Raw genomic sequence first — 14652 nt, forward strand, 5'->3', positions numbered from 1 at the left:
AGGTATGCAGTTCTGCGACGAGTGTGGCTCGATGATGCACAAACAGGACGGCGAGATGGTGTGTGCGTCCTGTGGCGCGAGCGCCGACAGCGAGGGCAGCGAGGGGTTCGTGGAGACCGCCAGCCAGGACACCAGCGATGTCATCGAGACCAGCGAGGACGCGGCCTCCGAGGGGAAGCCGACCGCCGAGGAGACGTGTCCGGAGTGTGGCCACGGCGAGGCGTGGTACACGATCAAGCAGACCGGAAGCGCCGACGAGCCGCCAACGCGATTTTTCAAGTGCCAGGACTGCGGCAACCGGTGGCGAGATTATAGCTAAATTGGCATTTATTTGTGCGCTTGCAATCTGTTTAGTGACGTGAGATACCTAACAGAATTAGCATTCTCCACATTTGTGCCATATACCGCAATCCCGCCTGTTTAATCGTCAGTCGATGTGCTGTCCCTTCACGAAGTCGTTGACTAGAGTTTCCATGTACTCCTTCTTTTGCTGTTTGCCATAGTACGTCGGAACGTAAACGCCTTCTACAGGCTGTTCAGAGCGCTTCATCTGCTCACCTTCCTGATCGATTGGCTCCGTATTGAGCAGGTACGCCTTGTGTGCGTACTTCGTCGAATAGGGCAGGTCGTCTTTCGAGATGTGGCCGTCTTCGAAGAGGAAATCGATGAAGTCGATGAAGTTCCCTTTGTCGGAGCGAGCTGAGTTGAAATTGAATTCTCCTCCATCGTGCGTAATTCCAGTTTTGTTCTCTAACCGCTCAAAGAAGTCGCCTGGTGACTTTTTATCTGCTCCATTGTCAGAGGTTTCACCCTGATACTCGGCTTCATCAAACTCCATTCGAAGTACTTGTCCGTCATCCTTCTCTACGGCCTCAATGCGAGTGATTCCGTCAATTTTAATGTCCGAAATAGGGAGCTCGTCCAGTGGAATCTCGTCAATAGGCGTCGGGACAGTCTCGTTACCCATGATAGACTCTTGTTCCACGATGAATTTGACGCCGTATTGGCCGACTTCAATGTAACGTCGTGAGTTGGATGACATCATACCTATATCAATAGGCGTGTAGTTACTTAATCGTTTTGCCAATGCAAACAGTGTGTAAGGAAAATATGCTGTGGCAGTAATGGGGAATCAGAGGTTGCACTATGACCCCATCAACTGAACTACTATAGACGACTACGCCCTGGTCCTGAACGTCGACGCCGCTGTCGTTCGCGGCGACGACTACCTCGTGGTCAAGCGCAGCAGCGAGGAAGAGCACGCGGCGGGCACGCTCTCGTTCCCCGGCCGAAAAGTCGACTCAGACGCGTTGGGGGACGCCATCCGAGAGACGGCGCGGCGAGAGGACCACGATGAGGTCGGCGTCGAAACGGGGGTCGTCGAGTACGTGACGGGCAGCCCCTTCACCGCGAACGAGAGTACGGAGTGCCTGAACGTCGTGGTGCACTGCGAGTACGAGTCGGGCGAGCCGGAGGTCCGGGAGCCCGAGGAGGTGGCCGACGTGTTCTGGCTTGGGTACGACGAATTGGCCGACCACAAGGACGTGCCCGAGCAGGTCAGGGAGTACGCGGACGCGGTCGAAGCGAGCCGTTGAGGAGCAGCGCGTTTACCGCAGGAGAACCCAGGCCGCGGCGACCACGGCGGCACCGAGGCCGGTGGAGGCGACGGCGTGGAGGCGCAGGCGGTCGAGCAGGGCGTGGTCGTGGTCGTGGGCGGAGCGCGTGACCGCGTCGTGGACGTCGCTGCCGGTCTCGCAGTGCGGCAGGAAGTCCATCGCGACGTGCAGGAAGATGCCCGCGGCGAACCCGAAGACGACCGCTCGGAAGACCGGGGCAGTGGGGAACGAAACGACGGTGACGGCGAGCGCGGCGATGCCGACGCCGGCGGCGGGCAACAGCAGCATCGCCGGGGAGCGGTCGGTGCGGGCGAGGCGGCGGGCGGCGGCGTAGCCGGCGGGGCCTTTGTGCGAGACGATGGCGAGACCGAGGAGGGGGCCGAGGCCGGGCATGGCGGTGTAGACGACGCCGATGATGGAGCCGGCGGCCAGCGAGTGCGCGGAGAGTTCGGCGGTGGTGCGGTCCAGCGGGAGGTCGAGGTGCGAGAGCCGGTGGCCGATGGTGTGCGCGCCGAACCCGGTGAGGATGCCGGCCGCGACGCCGAACCCGCCCGGTTTGGCGGCGTAGCCGATGGCCTGCGGGAGGAGGAAGGCGGCGGCGCTGGCGATCATTGCGCCGCTGGCGAGGCCGTACCCCCAGACGAGTCCACGGGGGTGGTCGGCGGTGGTGTGGCCGCCGAGCGCGGCGGCGCCGGCCATCGCGGTGAACGCCACCCAGGAGATGCCCACCAGTTTGGGGGCGTCTCCGGTGCGGGAGACGTACGCTGAGAGGGCGAGGAAGGCGATGGCGCTGGCTGCGCCGAGCCGGATCGTGCGGGCGCGTGCGCTCGACGTGGAGTGTGAAACCGACATTCGATTATTAAATCTATACCCAGTATTAACAACCTGTCGGTTGGCGACAGCGCCAAGCTGCCGGCGCACGAACCCGCTGGTATGGACGTGCTATCCATGCGGTGGGCCGACGTCTTGGTGGCGAGCTGGCCGGTCGACCCCGAGGTCGTCGCCGACCGACTCCCCGACGGCGTCGACGTCGACACCCACGACGGCGACGCGTACCTCTCGGTGGTCCCGTTCGTGATGGAGAACATCCGCCCCCGCGGTCTCCCGTCGGGTGTCGGCCGCACCTTCGGGGAGCTGAACCTCCGCACGTACGTCACGGTGGACGGCCGTCCCGGCATCTACTTCTTCAACCTGGACGCCACCGACGCCCTGGGGGTCCGGGTCGCCCGCCGGCTGTTCGGGCTGCCGTACTACACCGCGGACATGCGGATCGAACGCCGCGCGGGCGGCGCGCTCGCGGTTCGCAGCACCCGCACGCACGCCGGCCAGCCGTCGCTTGCCTTCGACGCGACGTACGAGCAAGCGGGCGCGTGCTCGCGCGCCACCCCCGGATCGCTGACCGCGTTCCTCCTGGAGCGGTATCGGTTTTTCGTCGCCAGCGAGGACGGCACCGTCTACCAGGGAGCGGTCGACCACGACCCCTGGCAGCTCGCCGACGCCACCCTGGACGTCCGCCGGAACGACCTCTTCACCGCCAACGGGTTCGAGCAGCCCGCCGGCAGCCCCCACATCGCCTACAGTCCTGGCGTCGATGTCACCGCTGGGCTGCCCACGGTGGTCTGATCACCGGGTCGCCTGCTTCCAGTCTTTCAGCCCGACCACGCCGCCATCGAGGGTGTCGGGGACCGACGCCGCCCACGTGAACAACCCCCCGACGTCGGCCGGATCGCGGCCCCCCATGCCGTGGAGTTCGGTGTCGACCGCGCCGGGATCGACGCAGCCGACAGCCGGCTCGCAGTCGACCGCGAACTGCCTCGCAACCCCCTCCGCAGCGGCTTTCGACACGGCGTACGCGCCGAAGCCGGGTTTCGGGTCGGTGGCGACGCTGCCGGTTGGGACGAGCACGCGGCCGTCGCTGTCCATGTGCGGGAGCGCCTCGCGCACGGTCGCGAACACCCCGCGCACGTTCGTCCGGATGGTGTCGTCGAACGTGCTGTAGCCCGTTTCCCCGAGCGGCGTGTGTCCGGCGTCGCCGTGGTAGACGGCGGCGCACGGAACGACCACGTCGATGCCGGAGGAATCACCCGCCCGGGAGGCCGTCTCCATCAGTCGCTCGGCGTCGAACTCGTCGCGCGCGTCGGCCCGCAGCCACTCCGCGCCGATCTCCGCGGCGAGCGTTTCGATGGCGTCCCGGTTCCGGCCGCCGAGCACGACGGTGGCGCCGTCGTCGGCGAACGCGTGGGCTGCTTCGCTTCCGATACCGCCGGCCGCCCCAGTCACGACGACTGTCTCGCTCATACGCCACCGTGGAGCGCCGCCAGCGTAAAAGCGCCGGTGCCACAGCGGTGGGTCTGTCCCGGGTTCGCATACGGGCCGCAGGTAGCAATCCGTTTAGGCGAGAACCCCCTGCCGGTGACCAATGAGCTATCGCGTCGGCCTGGTGGGCAAGCCCTCGGTGGGCAAGTCCACGTTTTTCAACGCAGCGACGAACAACGACGTGCCGGAGGGCGCGTACCCGTTCACCACCATCGACCCCGCGGTCGGCGAAGCGTACGTTCGTGTGGAGTGTGCCGCCCCCGAGTTCGGCGAGGAGTGCACGCCCGCAACGGGGTTCTGCGAGGACGGCACGCGGTTCGTCCCGACGAAGCTCGTGGACGTCGCGGGCCTCATCCCGGGCGCTCACGAGGGCGCGGGTCTCGGCAACCAGTTCCTCACGGACCTCAACGAGGCGGACGTGCTCATCCACGTGGTCGATTTCTCCGGCACGACGGACATCGAGGGCGAGGCGACCGAGGGCCACGACCCCCGCGAGGACATCGACTTCCTCGAAACGGAGCTCGATCAGTGGTACCTCGACGTCCTAGAGAAGGGCATCGAGCGCTACGAGGGCCAGCACATGGCGGACGCCACCCTCGAAGTCGAGTTGGCCGAGCAGATGAGCGCGTTCCGCACGAGCCCCGAGGAGGTCAAGCAGGTGCTGTTGGCCCTGGATCTGGCGTTCGACCCGGACACCTGGGACGACGCCGACCGCCTCGAACTCGCCCGCGAGATGCGCACCCGCACCAAGCCCATGGTGGTCGCGGCGAACAAGATGGACACCCCGGAAGCCCAAGCCAACTGGGCGGCGATCACCGACGACGACGAGTACGACCACTTGGAGTTCGTGCCCGTGAGCGCGCACGCCGAGCAGGCGCTCACGCAGGCCGACCAGGGCGGCGTGGTCGACTACCGGTCGGGCGACGACGCGTTCACGATCGTCGGCGAGCCAAGCGACGACCAGCGCGCTGGCCTGGAGTCGATCCGGGAGTTCGTCACCGAGTACGCCGGCACCGGCGTGCAGTCCGCGATCGAGGCGGCGCTGTTCGACGCGCTCGGCGTCAAGCCCGTCTTCCCCGGGTCGGCGAACGGCCTGGGCACCGCCGACGGGCGCGTGCTGCCCGACGTGTTCTTGCTTGAGCCCGACGCGACCGCCGAGGACTTCGCGTACGCCGTTCACTCCGATGTCGGTGACGGCTTCCTGCACGCCGTTGACTGCCGGGCGAACCGCCAGATCGCCGCCGACCAGGACCTCGACTCGCGGGCGGTCATCGAGATCATCTCGACGAACTGACCGACGCCGGCGGCTACTGCGGGCCGACGGCGCGCTCGGAGTCGCCGACGGCGTACTCGTGGGCTGCGTCGAGCAGCGACCGGATGCGATCGTGGTCGGGGTCCGCCGACGCCATCTGGGAGATGGCGTCTTCGATGTGGGTGGCCGCGCCGGCGAGTCGGTGGCGGCGCTCGTAGGCCGTGGTGACGTCCGCAACCACGGTCAACACGGTGTCGGCGTCCGTGTCCGGGTCGTCGAACGGGAGCTTGTAGACTTCCTCGACGCGATCGTCGCCGATGACGCGGTCGTCGACGTGCTGTTCGGGGATGTGCAGCGCCTCGTCGTCGGCGATGACCTGTTCGTCCTCGCGGTGGAAGCGTTCCACGAGGTCCGGTGGGAGGAACTCGTCCTCGCGGTGCCCTTCGACGGCGTCGGGGTCCAGCCCGTAGTTCGACGCCCCCGAGTCGTTGACGAGGAGGTACTCGCCGTCGAGTGTCTTTTCGAGGACGCACTGTGGCAGCGAGTCGATCACCCGCCGGAGCCGGCGCTCGGTGTGTGACATCGACTCGCGGTCGCGGCGCCGCTCGACGGCGGTCCGAACGCGGTTCGCGAGCACCCGGGCTGTGTCCCCGTCCGGCCGGGCACGCACGTGGGCCGTCGCCCCGGCGTCGATGGCCGATCCGGCAGCAACACTGCCGTCGGGGTCGTCGACCACCACCACGGGAACGTCGGCGTCCGCGAGCCGCGCCACCACGGAGACGATGTCAACGCCGTGGAGACCGGTTTCGGCGACGACACAGCCGGCGTCGTCGGAGACCGACATCGGGTCGGTCGTGGGTGTGACGGCGATCGGGACGTCGCCGGCAACGCGTTCGAGGCGGGCCGCGGTGCGCTCGCCGGCCCCGCCGCCGCTGCCGAGGACGTACGTCACGTTGATCGCGTCCGTCACAGCCTGTCGTTCGTCCAACTCGTCTGTGCGGGGATCCATGTCTCGGGCCACACCGACGAGCCACAAATACGTTGGCCCCGACGCCGCGGTACTCAGTCCTCGGTGACCGGGACGGTCAACACGGGTGTTTCGGTCGACTCGACGACGTCCCGGGAGACGCTGCCGAGCATGGACTGCTCGAAGTCGCCGCGCCGCGTCCCCATCACGACGAGGTCCGCGCCGTCCTCGGCGAGTACCGCGAGGATTTCATCCGCGGGGTCACCGTCGCGGACGTACGTTTCGGTGTCAACCCCCGCCTCCGAGAGGCGGTCGGCGGCGTGTTCGACGGCGCGCTCGCCCTGCGTGCGGAGCTGCGCCGTGGCTTCGTCCTGCATGCCGTCGTCGAGCGTGAGGAACGCCCGATCGTCGAGGACGTACAGCACGTCAACGGTGGCGTCCCGGCGGCCGGCCACGTCGGCGGCGTGCTCAACAACGCGGTCCATCGAGTCACTGTCGTCCACCGGGAGCAGGATCCGGTCGTACATGGCTGGCGCTACGGGGACACGCGGTAAAACCGCCGCGGAATCAGCGTGTGGCCGCGGCCCGGGTCACGCGTCCCCGTCCAGGGCCGCTTCGAAGACGCGCTGGGCGCGCTCGTAGGCGTGGTCGCGGTCGACGATCGGGTGGTGGTAGTCGGGCGCGAGGCGTTCGCGCTGGGAGTGGCGCAGCGTCGGCCAGTCCACGATGGTCTCGGGGTCGACGCCGCGCAGCTCGGGGACGTACTCGGTGACGAACGCCGCATCGGAATCGTATTTCGCCATCTGGCTGACCGGATCGAAGATGCGGACGGCGACCGTGTCCGTGCCGGTGGAGGCGGTCCACTGCCAGTTCGCGGCGTTGTTCGCGGGGTCGTAATCCACCAGCCGGTCGGCGAAGTGGCGCTCGCCGCGCCGCCAGTCCACCAGGAGGTGTTTCGTGAGGAAGCTGGCGACCACCTGCCGGGGGCGGTTGTGGACGTACCCCTCCGCGCGGAGCTGGCGCATGCCGGCGTCCACCAGCGGGTAGCCGGTCTCCCCCCGGGTCCACGCCTCGAAGTGGTCGTCGCTGTTCTGCCACGCGATCGGGGCGTCGAAGCTGACGTAGTTCTCCGTCTGGAGGCGGGGGGTGTGGTACAGCAGGTGGTAGTTCTGCTCGCGCCAGGACAGCTCGTAGCGGTATTTCCCGATGTTCCGCGCCGCGTCCCCGGTGGCGTCGTCGTAGGCGTCGGCGACGGCCGCCCACACCTCGCGGACGCCGATGTTGCCGGCCGCGAGATACGGCGACAGCCGGGAGACGGCGCTGGTAGGGGCGTCGACCGCCGCCGCGAGGTCGTCCCGGGTGTCGTTGTACGACGCGATGCCGTCGTCGAGGAACGCCGCGAGGCGGTCGGTGGCGGCCGCGTGTCCCGCATCCGGGAGCGGCGGCTCGGGGGCCGGGACCGAGAGCGTGTGGTCGTCGTGGACGTCGGCCAGCGCGTCGGCGTCCGGCGCGGGCACCGGGTCGGGTTTCGGTGCCTGCTGCCAGTCGTCGTAGAACTGGCTGTGAGAGGGGTAGGCGTCGTCGAGGGTCGCGGGGTCGACGAGCGTGTGGTCGACGTGGCCCGCGGTGTCGACGCCCGCGGCGGCGAGTGCGTCCGCGACCCGCGTGCGGCGGTTCCGCCGCGCGGCGTCGTAGTGGGCGGCGTGGAACACGGTGTCGGCGTCGAACTCGTCGGCCAGCGCCGGCAGCACGGATTCGGCGTCGCCCTCGCGGACGAGGAGGTCGCTGCCGCGCTCGCGGTACGCCGCCCGCAGTGCGCGCACGCCGGCGGCGAGGAACGCGCGCTTGGGGCGGCCCACCTGGGAGAGCACGGTGTCGTCGAAGACGTAGACGGGCACGACGGTGTCGCCGTCGGTGGCGGCGTGGAGGCCGCGGTTGTCGGGAACGCGGAGGTCGCGTTGGTGCCAGTACAGGTGCATGGTCAGTCGGCCGTGGTCGGCGTGTCGAAGTTGAACTCCCCGGGGACGGCCAGCGGGTCGGTCGAGCCCGACGCCGCGGGATCGTCGTCGATGACGGCTTTGGTGACGTGCTCGCCGCTGATGAGACACATGGGCATGCCGATCCCGGGGTTCGTGTACGCGCCGACGTAGTAGTGGCCGTCGGGGCCGTCGCGCTTCCCCGGGCGCAACGGCCCGGTTTGGAACAGCGTGTGCGCCAGGCCAAGCGCCGTCCCGCCGGGGTCGCCGAACTGCTCGCTGAACTCCGAGACGCAGGCGGACTCCTCGACGACGATGCGGTCCCGGAGGTCGACGCCGGTCTGGGCCGCCAGCGTCCCCAGCAGGCGGTCGCGGTACTGCGCCCGGATCTCGGGGGTGTCGTCGAGGCCGGGCGCGATCGGGAGCAGGATGACCACCGCTTCGTGGCCGTCGGGCGCGACGGTGTCGTCGGTCTTCGACGCCACCGAGAGGTAGAACGCCGGATCATCGGGCCACCCCGGGTCGTCGAAGAGCCGGGCGAAGTGGCCGTCCCAGTCCGGGGGCAACACCAGCGAGTGGTGCGCGAGTGGCCCCACGTCGCCCTCGACGCCGAGGTAGAACATGAGCGCCGACGGCGCGTACGTCTGGTCGTCCCAGTAGTCGGGGGCGTGGTCGCGGCCGCCGGTGTCGAGGAGTTCGCGCTCGGCGTACGCGGGGTTGGCGTTGTTCACCACGAGGTCCGTGGTTCGTGTGCCGTCGTCGGTGGCGAGCGTGAACTCGCCGCGGCGGCCGCTGATGGCGTTGACGCCGACCCCGGTTTCGATCGTTGCGCCCTGCTCGACGGCGAGCTCGGCGAGCGCGTCGACGACCCCGGCGATGCCGCCCTCGGGGTAGAAGACGTTGCCGTTGAGGTCGACGTGGCTCATGATGGAGTACAGCGCGGGCGTGTTGTGCGGTGCACCACCCAGGAACACCAGCGTGTATTCGAGGAGCTGGCGGAGCTTGGGGTGGTCGAAGAACCGCGAGACGTAGTCGTCCATGTTCCCGAACAGCCGCAGCCGGGACGCCAGCGGGAGCATGTCGGTGCTCGCGTAATCCCGGAACGCCGTCCGGTCGGGGTAGACGACGCGGTTCATCGCGAGATCGTAGTTGGTGGCGGCGCGGTCGAGGTACGTCGCGAGCGCGTCGCCGGCGCCCTCTTCGTAGGACTCGAACAGCTCGTGGGCGTTGCGCCGGTTGGGTTCGATCGTCGCGCTGTCGCCGTCCGTCCAGAACACCCGGTACTGGGGGTCGAGGCGGGTGAGCTCGTAGAAGTCGTGTGGGTCGTGGTCGAAGTGGTCGAAGAACCGCTCGAAGACGTCGGGCATCAGATACCAGGACGGGCCGGTGTCGAACCGGAACCCGTCGCGTTCGAGGACGCCGGCGCGGCCGCCGACGGTGTCGTGTTGTTCGAGTAGTGTGACGCTGGCACCGGCGCGGGCGAGGTAGGCCGCCGCGGCGAGCCCGCCGAAGCCGCCGCCCACGACAGTCACGTCACGCTCACCGGGTAGGCTCCCCTGCATGGAGTGGTGTTGGATCGCCGGCAACAAAAAGCCGGGTTGTGACTGATGGGGCATCGCGGGGGACCGCGCCCTTTTACTGTGGCGGGCGCGTAGGCAGCGTGTGAGCGATGAGTCAGGGCGGCGGAACCTCCGAATGCCCAACGACGACGAAGTGTTTGCGGTCGTCAAGCGACACGACGGCGGGAACCACGTGACGCTGCAGTGCGAGGACGGCAAAGAGCGGATGGGACGCATTCCCGGCCGCATGAAGTACCGGACGTGGATCAACGAGGGCGACGTCGTGCTCGCCGAGCCGTGGGACTGGCAGGACGAGAAGGCGAACGTCGAGTGGCGGTACTCCGACCAGGACGCCGATCAGCTCCGCGAAGAAGGCCACATCGAATAACCGCGCCCACAGCAGGCCGCGCCGCGACCGCTTCTCGCCCCGCATAGCTGTGCTTCTCGTCGCGCGATCGGAGAGTCCGCACTGCATGCCAGTCGATGTCACCTGATCCCGTGCACGCGTCCGGACGCAAAATCTTTCACCGGAACGTGTGTGAGAGAGTACCGTTCGGGTAACATTCCTACGTTCTCGGGAAGTAAGTGTGTGCAATGGCAGCAATTGGGGCGTTCGGTGTTCTGGAAGTCGTGGGATTGATCGTGGCCGTTCTGGGGTTGTTCCCGGTGGTGAGCCAGTACAAGGAGAGCACGAAGCTGTTCACGGTCGGCTACCTCCTGCTCGTGGTCGGGATGGTGGCGACCAACCTCGAAGCCGTGGTTCTGCCGGTCGTGTTGAACGCCACTGAGCACGTCGTCGGCATCGGGCTCGCGGGCGTGACGTTCCTGTTCGCGGCCTACCAGCGCCGGCAAGGGATGACGGCAACGGAGGACACGGCATGAGTGGGGCTGCCGTCTTCGTTGACGCGGTCGTTGCGCCCCTCGGCGACGCGGTCGGCGCGATCGGGTTCGGTGCCGCGGCCGCGCTCGGCTACCGGAACTACCGGGACACGGACGCCGAAGCGGCGTTCTGGATGGCGTTCACGTTCGCCTCACTGCTCGGCGTGACGTGGACGGTGTCGCTCATGCTGGAGAAAGCCGGTGTCGCCACGCAGATCTTCAACCTCGCGACGGGGCCGCTGATGGCGACGACGGTGGCGGTGTTCGCGATCGGCGGGACTGCGACGCTGGCCATCGTCGAGGACATGGAGGCGCTGGTCGAGGAGCGCGCCCAGCGCCGCCAGGAGGCCGAGGAAGAGCGCGCCGAAGCGGAGCGCGCCCGCGAGAAAGCCGAACAGAAGCAGGCCGAAGCCGAGCGGCAAACGGCCGAGGCCGAATCGGCCAAACAGGACGCACGGGAACGCAGCGCGGAGATCGAGCAGTTGGCGGCGGACCTCGAATCCCAGGCGACCGAAGTCGGAGCGACGCTGGAAGCGGCGGCGGACGGGGATCTGACCGCCAGGGTGGACGCCACGACCGACAACGCGGAGATCGCCGAAGTGGCAGCCGTCGTCAACGACATGCTGACGACGATGGAGCGCACGATCGACGAGATCCAGGGGTTCTCGACGAACGTCACGACGGCCAGCCGGGAAGCCACCGCCGGCGCGAAGGAGATCCAGGACGCCAGCCAGACGGTCAGCGAGTCCGTCCAGGAGATCGCCGCCGGCACCGACGACCAACGCGAGCAACTGGAGTCGGTCGCCGAGGAGATGGATTCGTACTCCGCGACCGTCGAGGAGGTGGCGGCGACCGCACAGAGCGTCGCGGACACCGCGGCCGACACCACGGACGTCGCGACGGCGGGCAAACAGACCGCCGAGGACGCCATCGACGCGATCGACGCCGTCCAGGAGACCATGCAGACGACGGTCGCCAACGTCGACGCGCTCGAAGAGCTCACGACCGAGATCGACGACATCGCGGAGCTCATCAGCGACATCGCCGAGCAGACGAACATGCTGGCGTTGAACGCCAACATCGAAGCCGCTCGTGCGGGATCGGGCGGCGGTAGCAACGGGGACGGCTTCGCCGTGGTCGCCGACGAGGTCAAAGAGCTGGCCACCGAGAGCCAGCGCTCGGCCAAGGACATCGCGGAGCTCATCGAGGAAGTGCAGTCACAGACGGCCACGACGGTCGAGGAGATCCGGGTCGCCGAGCAGCGCGTCAACGACGGGGCGGCGGCCGTCGAGGAGACCGTCGACGCGTTCGGGGCGGTGACCGAGAACATCCAGGAGACGACCGACGGCGTCCAGGAGATCAGTCAGGCGATGGACGAACAGGCCCAGCGCTCCGAACGCGTCGTTTCCAGCGTCGACGACATCGCCACGATCAGCCAGGCAACAGCCGATCGCGCCGAGAACGTGTCCGCAGCCTCCGAAGAACAGACCGCATCGATCACCGAGGTGACCAGTAGCCTGCAGTCACTGGCCGCGCAGGCGGACACCCTCGAAGACCGGTTGAACGAGTTCCGGACCGAGACCACCGGCACGGCACACGGCGAAGCAACCGACGCGCCCGCCGGACAGTCGGACTGACCGGCTGCGGTCTGGTCAGTCGGTCTGCGTGGGCGTGACGTCCCGGTCGGCATCGACCTCGAACTCCGACAGCAGCGCTTTGAGCTGTTCGGCCTGGCCGCTGAGCGACTCGACGCTGTCGCTGATCTCGGACATCGACGCGGCCTGCTCCTCTGCAGCGGCGGAGACGCTCTGTGCCTCCCCAGCAGTGGAGTCACTGAGATCCGCGACCTCCTCGGTCATCGACACCGCCTCCTCGGTGCTGGCGGCCTGATCGTCGGTGGTGTCGCTGATCTCCTGGACGCCCGTGTCGGTCTCGTCGGCGTGGTCGGACACTGCGGTGAACGCGTCCACGACCTCCTCGACCGCGTCGATCCCCGCGTCCATGGACTCCTCGGCGGCCCTGGCTTCGGCGACAGTGGCGGTCGTCTGGGACTGCACCTCGGTGATGCGGCGCTCGATGTCGCCGGCTGACTCCTGGGTTTCCTCGGCGAGGTCCTTGACCTCGTCAGCAACGACCGCGAAGCCGTCGCCGCTCTTGTCGGCGCGGGCGGCCTCGATGTTGGCGTTCAGCGCCAGCATGTTCGTCTGCTCGGCGATGTCCGAGATCAAGTCCACGATCTCGCTGATCTCCGCCATCTGGTCGTCGAGGGCCTCGACGTTCTGCACGGTCGCGTCGATTGCCTCCTGCACCGTCAGCGAGCGCTCGATGGCGTCCTCGGCGGTCTGCTCGCCGTCGCGCGCGATCTCGGCGGTCTGATGGGAGTGCTCGGCGACCGAATCGGCGGACGCCGCCACCTCCTCGATGGCCGCCGACAGGTCGGTCATCTCCCCGGACACCGTGTCCAGCATGTTGCGCTGCTCGTCGGCCGCGCCGGCGATCTCCTGGACGGATTCGCTGACCTGGCCGCTGGCGCGCTCGGCGTCGGCGGCTCCGACTTCGGCCTCCTCGCTGGCGGTGGCGACCGCGTCGGCGAACTCCTGGATGTCGATGATGGTGTGCTCCCACTGCGCGAGCATCTCGTTGAACGACGCCGCGATCGCCGCCATCGCCTCGTTGTCCGTGTCGTCGGCGGGCATGCGGCGGGTGAGGTCGCCGTCGGCGCACGCCGCCATCACGTCGCTGTACCGCTCGGCCTGCGCTTCGAGTTCGGCCGCCAACGCTTCCGCGTCGGCTTTCGCGTCCTCGGCGCGCTCCCGGGCGTCCTCGGCGCGCTCGCGCTCCGCTTCCGCGTCCTGCTGGGCCTCCGTGGCCTGTTCGCGGGCGGCCTCGGCCTCGTCGATCTGGGTGACCAACGCGTCGCGCATGCTCCCGATGGACGCGAACAGTTGCCCGATCTCGTCCCGGCGAGAGCTCGCCACGTCCACGTCGTAGTTCCCGGCCTCGATCTCCGCTGCGGCCGCCGAGAGGGACTGCACCGCGGCCGCGGTGTTGCGCCCGATGGTGCCACCGACCAGGACCACGCCCACGAGCGCGACCAGAATGAACCCGAGGATCCCGGTGCGGATCTGGTTGCTCAACGCGAACGCGCTCTCGGAGGGTGCGTGCTTGACGACCACCCAGTTCTTCCCGGGCACGGTCGTGTACGCGGCGACGTACTCACGGTCGAGCACGCTGTCTTTCGTCGGGGTGTTCGTGAACTGTCCCCGCTCAGTGGCCGAGTCGAGCGCCGGGATCTCGGACTGCGACCGGTCCGGGATGTAGGGCTGCCCGACGGCGTCAGTTCCGGCGTCCGAGAACAACACCGCCGTCGCGTCCGAGGTCGGACGCACGACCTGCGTGAACGTGCCGTCGATGCCGGCACCGAACTGGTCGCTGAGATCCCCCGCGGTGTACTCCACGACGAGAACGTGTGTCAGGTCCGCTGCGACGCTCATCGAGCTGACGACCCGCTGGCCGCCGGCGGTCCGGTAGGGGTTCGTGGACACCACGGTGTCGCGGCCGATGGATCGCGTGCGGTCCACCCACGGGTGGGTGTCCGCCGATACGCGCGTGCCACGGGCGTCCTCGTCGGTGCTTGCAACGATGCGCGCGTCGCTCGCCCCGCCGACGGTGGGGTCAGCGACGTGGACGTCGGCGATCCGATCGGCGTCCAGTTCGGCCGCCACGAGCTGTGTCACGTACGCCTGTTTGTCGGCGGCCGTGGTGTTGAACCCGAGCCGCGGGTTGTTCGACGCGATGAGCACGGACTGCTCGTTGCGTTCCAGCCAGTCGCCGATCACGGTCGCATCGGAGACGGCCTCCTGCTCGAGTTGTTGTTCGGTGTTCGCCTCCAGCGTGGCGGTGGCGTCGGCTTGCACCCAGAATCCGCCGGCCGCGATGATCACGAGGATCACCAGCAACGCGACCGCGAACTTCACCAGGTACGACCGCAGCGGCAGCAAGGCGATGGCTTTCACGCGATCCAGCGGGGCCGTGTCTGTGGACGACGGCGAGTTGTCGCCGGCGTCGGCCGTGGGTTCGGACATGG

15 protein-coding genes are annotated in these 14652 nt (G+C 68.1%); 7 read left to right on the forward strand and 8 right to left on the reverse strand.

The annotated features are described in order from the left end of the window. Positions 1–4 precede the first annotated feature (4 nt). Positions 5–319, forward strand: a complete 315-nt coding sequence (locus JT689_RS08360; RefSeq protein WP_205250933.1) for a transcription factor S — start codon at positions 5–7, stop codon at positions 317–319. Between the two features lie 108 nt (positions 320–427). Here JT689_RS08360 and JT689_RS08365 read toward each other — a convergent pair whose 3' ends face one another. Then, complete coding sequence (locus JT689_RS08365) at positions 428–1045, reverse strand: hypothetical protein (protein ID WP_205250934.1); 618 nt, start codon at positions 1043–1045, stop codon at positions 428–430. Between the two features lie 145 nt (positions 1046–1190). Between JT689_RS08365 and JT689_RS08370 the strand changes: the two genes are divergently transcribed. Next, entirely contained in the window at positions 1191–1595 is a 405-nt protein-coding gene (locus tag JT689_RS08370) for an NUDIX domain-containing protein (RefSeq protein ID WP_267875145.1), read from the forward strand. Between the two features lie 12 nt (positions 1596–1607). Here JT689_RS08370 and JT689_RS08375 read toward each other — a convergent pair whose 3' ends face one another. Further along, complete coding sequence (locus JT689_RS08375) at positions 1608–2468, reverse strand: ZIP family metal transporter (RefSeq protein WP_205250935.1); 861 nt, start codon at positions 2466–2468, stop codon at positions 1608–1610. 81 nt (positions 2469–2549) lie between these two features. On the opposite strand from JT689_RS08375, the gene JT689_RS08380 reads away from it, so the two are divergent. Continuing rightward, complete coding sequence (locus JT689_RS08380) at positions 2550–3239, forward strand: DUF2071 domain-containing protein (RefSeq protein ID WP_010903274.1); 690 nt, start codon at positions 2550–2552, stop codon at positions 3237–3239. Here JT689_RS08380 and JT689_RS08385 read toward each other — a convergent pair whose 3' ends face one another. Continuing rightward, positions 3240–3914 (reverse strand): SDR family oxidoreductase, encoded by a 675-nt coding sequence (locus JT689_RS08385; protein ID WP_010903275.1) that lies wholly within the window; start codon positions 3912–3914, stop codon positions 3240–3242. A 121-nt stretch (positions 3915–4035) separates the two neighbouring features. Here JT689_RS08385 and JT689_RS08390 point away from each other — a divergent pair, with 121 nt between their 5' ends. Next, on the forward strand, positions 4036–5226 hold the full coding sequence (locus tag JT689_RS08390; RefSeq protein ID WP_205250936.1) for a redox-regulated ATPase YchF: 1191 nt from the start codon (positions 4036–4038) through the stop codon (positions 5224–5226). Between the two features lie 13 nt (positions 5227–5239). On the opposite strand, the gene JT689_RS08395 is transcribed toward JT689_RS08390, so the two are convergent. The 4 genes from JT689_RS08395 to crtI form a co-directional block, all read right to left on the reverse strand. Beyond that, positions 5240–6193, reverse strand: a complete 954-nt coding sequence (locus JT689_RS08395) for a PAS domain-containing protein (protein WP_205250937.1) — start codon at positions 6191–6193, stop codon at positions 5240–5242. A 53-nt stretch (positions 6194–6246) separates the two neighbouring features. After that, complete coding sequence (locus tag JT689_RS08400) at positions 6247–6678, reverse strand: universal stress protein (RefSeq protein WP_010903278.1); 432 nt, start codon at positions 6676–6678, stop codon at positions 6247–6249. 63 nt (positions 6679–6741) lie between these two features. Then, positions 6742–8130: a deoxyribodipyrimidine photo-lyase gene (locus tag JT689_RS08405; RefSeq protein WP_205250938.1), complete on the reverse strand. Its 1389-nt coding sequence runs from the start codon at positions 8128–8130 to the stop codon at positions 6742–6744. A gap of 2 nt (positions 8131–8132) precedes the next feature. Further along, positions 8133–9689: a phytoene desaturase family protein gene (gene crtI / locus JT689_RS08410; protein ID WP_205250939.1), complete on the reverse strand. Its 1557-nt coding sequence runs from the start codon at positions 9687–9689 to the stop codon at positions 8133–8135. A gap of 100 nt (positions 9690–9789) precedes the next feature. Between crtI and JT689_RS08415 the strand changes: the two genes are divergently transcribed. From JT689_RS08415 to htr7, 3 genes are all read left to right on the forward strand, one after another. Beyond that, positions 9790–10074, forward strand: coding sequence for a translation initiation factor eIF-1A (locus JT689_RS08415; RefSeq protein WP_049892515.1), 285 nt, complete (start codon positions 9790–9792; stop codon positions 10072–10074). Between the two features lie 206 nt (positions 10075–10280). Then, entirely contained in the window at positions 10281–10568 is a 288-nt protein-coding gene (locus JT689_RS08420; RefSeq protein WP_010903282.1) for a hypothetical protein, read from the forward strand. Continuing rightward, positions 10565–12202: a chemotaxis signal transducer protein Htr7 gene (gene htr7 / locus JT689_RS08425; RefSeq protein WP_205250940.1), complete on the forward strand. Its 1638-nt coding sequence runs from the start codon at positions 10565–10567 to the stop codon at positions 12200–12202. The genes JT689_RS08420 and htr7 overlap by 4 nt, the downstream gene beginning before the upstream one ends. 15 nt (positions 12203–12217) lie before the next feature. Here the strand turns inward: htr7 and cosT are convergent, their stop codons facing one another. After that, on the reverse strand, positions 12218–14650 hold the full coding sequence (cosT, locus tag JT689_RS08430; RefSeq protein WP_205250941.1) for a chemotaxis signal transducer protein CosT: 2433 nt from the start codon (positions 14648–14650) through the stop codon (positions 12218–12220). Positions 14651–14652 lie beyond the last annotated feature (2 nt).

The sequence above is a fragment of the Halobacterium sp. GSL-19 genome (assembly GCF_016917855.1).
Classification (GTDB): Archaea; Halobacteriota; Halobacteria; order Halobacteriales; family Halobacteriaceae; genus Halobacterium; species Halobacterium salinarum.

Excerpts from the sequence above, each read along its gene's own strand:
- JT689_RS08360 (WP_205250933.1), top strand. The coding sequence starts at position 5 with ATGCAGTTCTGCGACGAGTGTGGCTCGATGATGCACAAACAGGACGGC.
- JT689_RS08365 (WP_205250934.1), bottom strand. The coding sequence starts at position 1,045 with ATGATGTCATCCAACTCACGACGTTACATTGAAGTCGGCCAATACGGC.
- JT689_RS08375 (WP_205250935.1), bottom strand. The coding sequence starts at position 2,468 with ATGTCGGTTTCACACTCCACGTCGAGCGCACGCGCCCGCACGATCCGG.
- JT689_RS08380 (WP_010903274.1), top strand. The coding sequence starts at position 2,550 with ATGGACGTGCTATCCATGCGGTGGGCCGACGTCTTGGTGGCGAGCTGG.
- JT689_RS08385 (WP_010903275.1), bottom strand. The coding sequence starts at position 3,914 with ATGAGCGAGACAGTCGTCGTGACTGGGGCGGCCGGCGGTATCGGAAGC.
- JT689_RS08390 (WP_205250936.1), top strand. The coding sequence starts at position 4,036 with ATGAGCTATCGCGTCGGCCTGGTGGGCAAGCCCTCGGTGGGCAAGTCC.
- JT689_RS08395 (WP_205250937.1), bottom strand. The coding sequence starts at position 6,193 with ATGGATCCCCGCACAGACGAGTTGGACGAACGACAGGCTGTGACGGAC.
- JT689_RS08400 (WP_010903278.1), bottom strand. The coding sequence starts at position 6,678 with ATGTACGACCGGATCCTGCTCCCGGTGGACGACAGTGACTCGATGGAC.
- JT689_RS08405 (WP_205250938.1), bottom strand. The coding sequence starts at position 8,130 with ATGCACCTGTACTGGCACCAACGCGACCTCCGCGTTCCCGACAACCGC.
- crtI (WP_205250939.1), bottom strand. The coding sequence starts at position 9,689 with ATGCAGGGGAGCCTACCCGGTGAGCGTGACGTGACTGTCGTGGGCGGC.
- JT689_RS08420 (WP_010903282.1), top strand. The coding sequence starts at position 10,281 with ATGGCAGCAATTGGGGCGTTCGGTGTTCTGGAAGTCGTGGGATTGATC.
- htr7 (WP_205250940.1), top strand. The coding sequence starts at position 10,565 with ATGAGTGGGGCTGCCGTCTTCGTTGACGCGGTCGTTGCGCCCCTCGGC.
- cosT (WP_205250941.1), bottom strand. The coding sequence starts at position 14,650 with ATGTCCGAACCCACGGCCGACGCCGGCGACAACTCGCCGTCGTCCACA.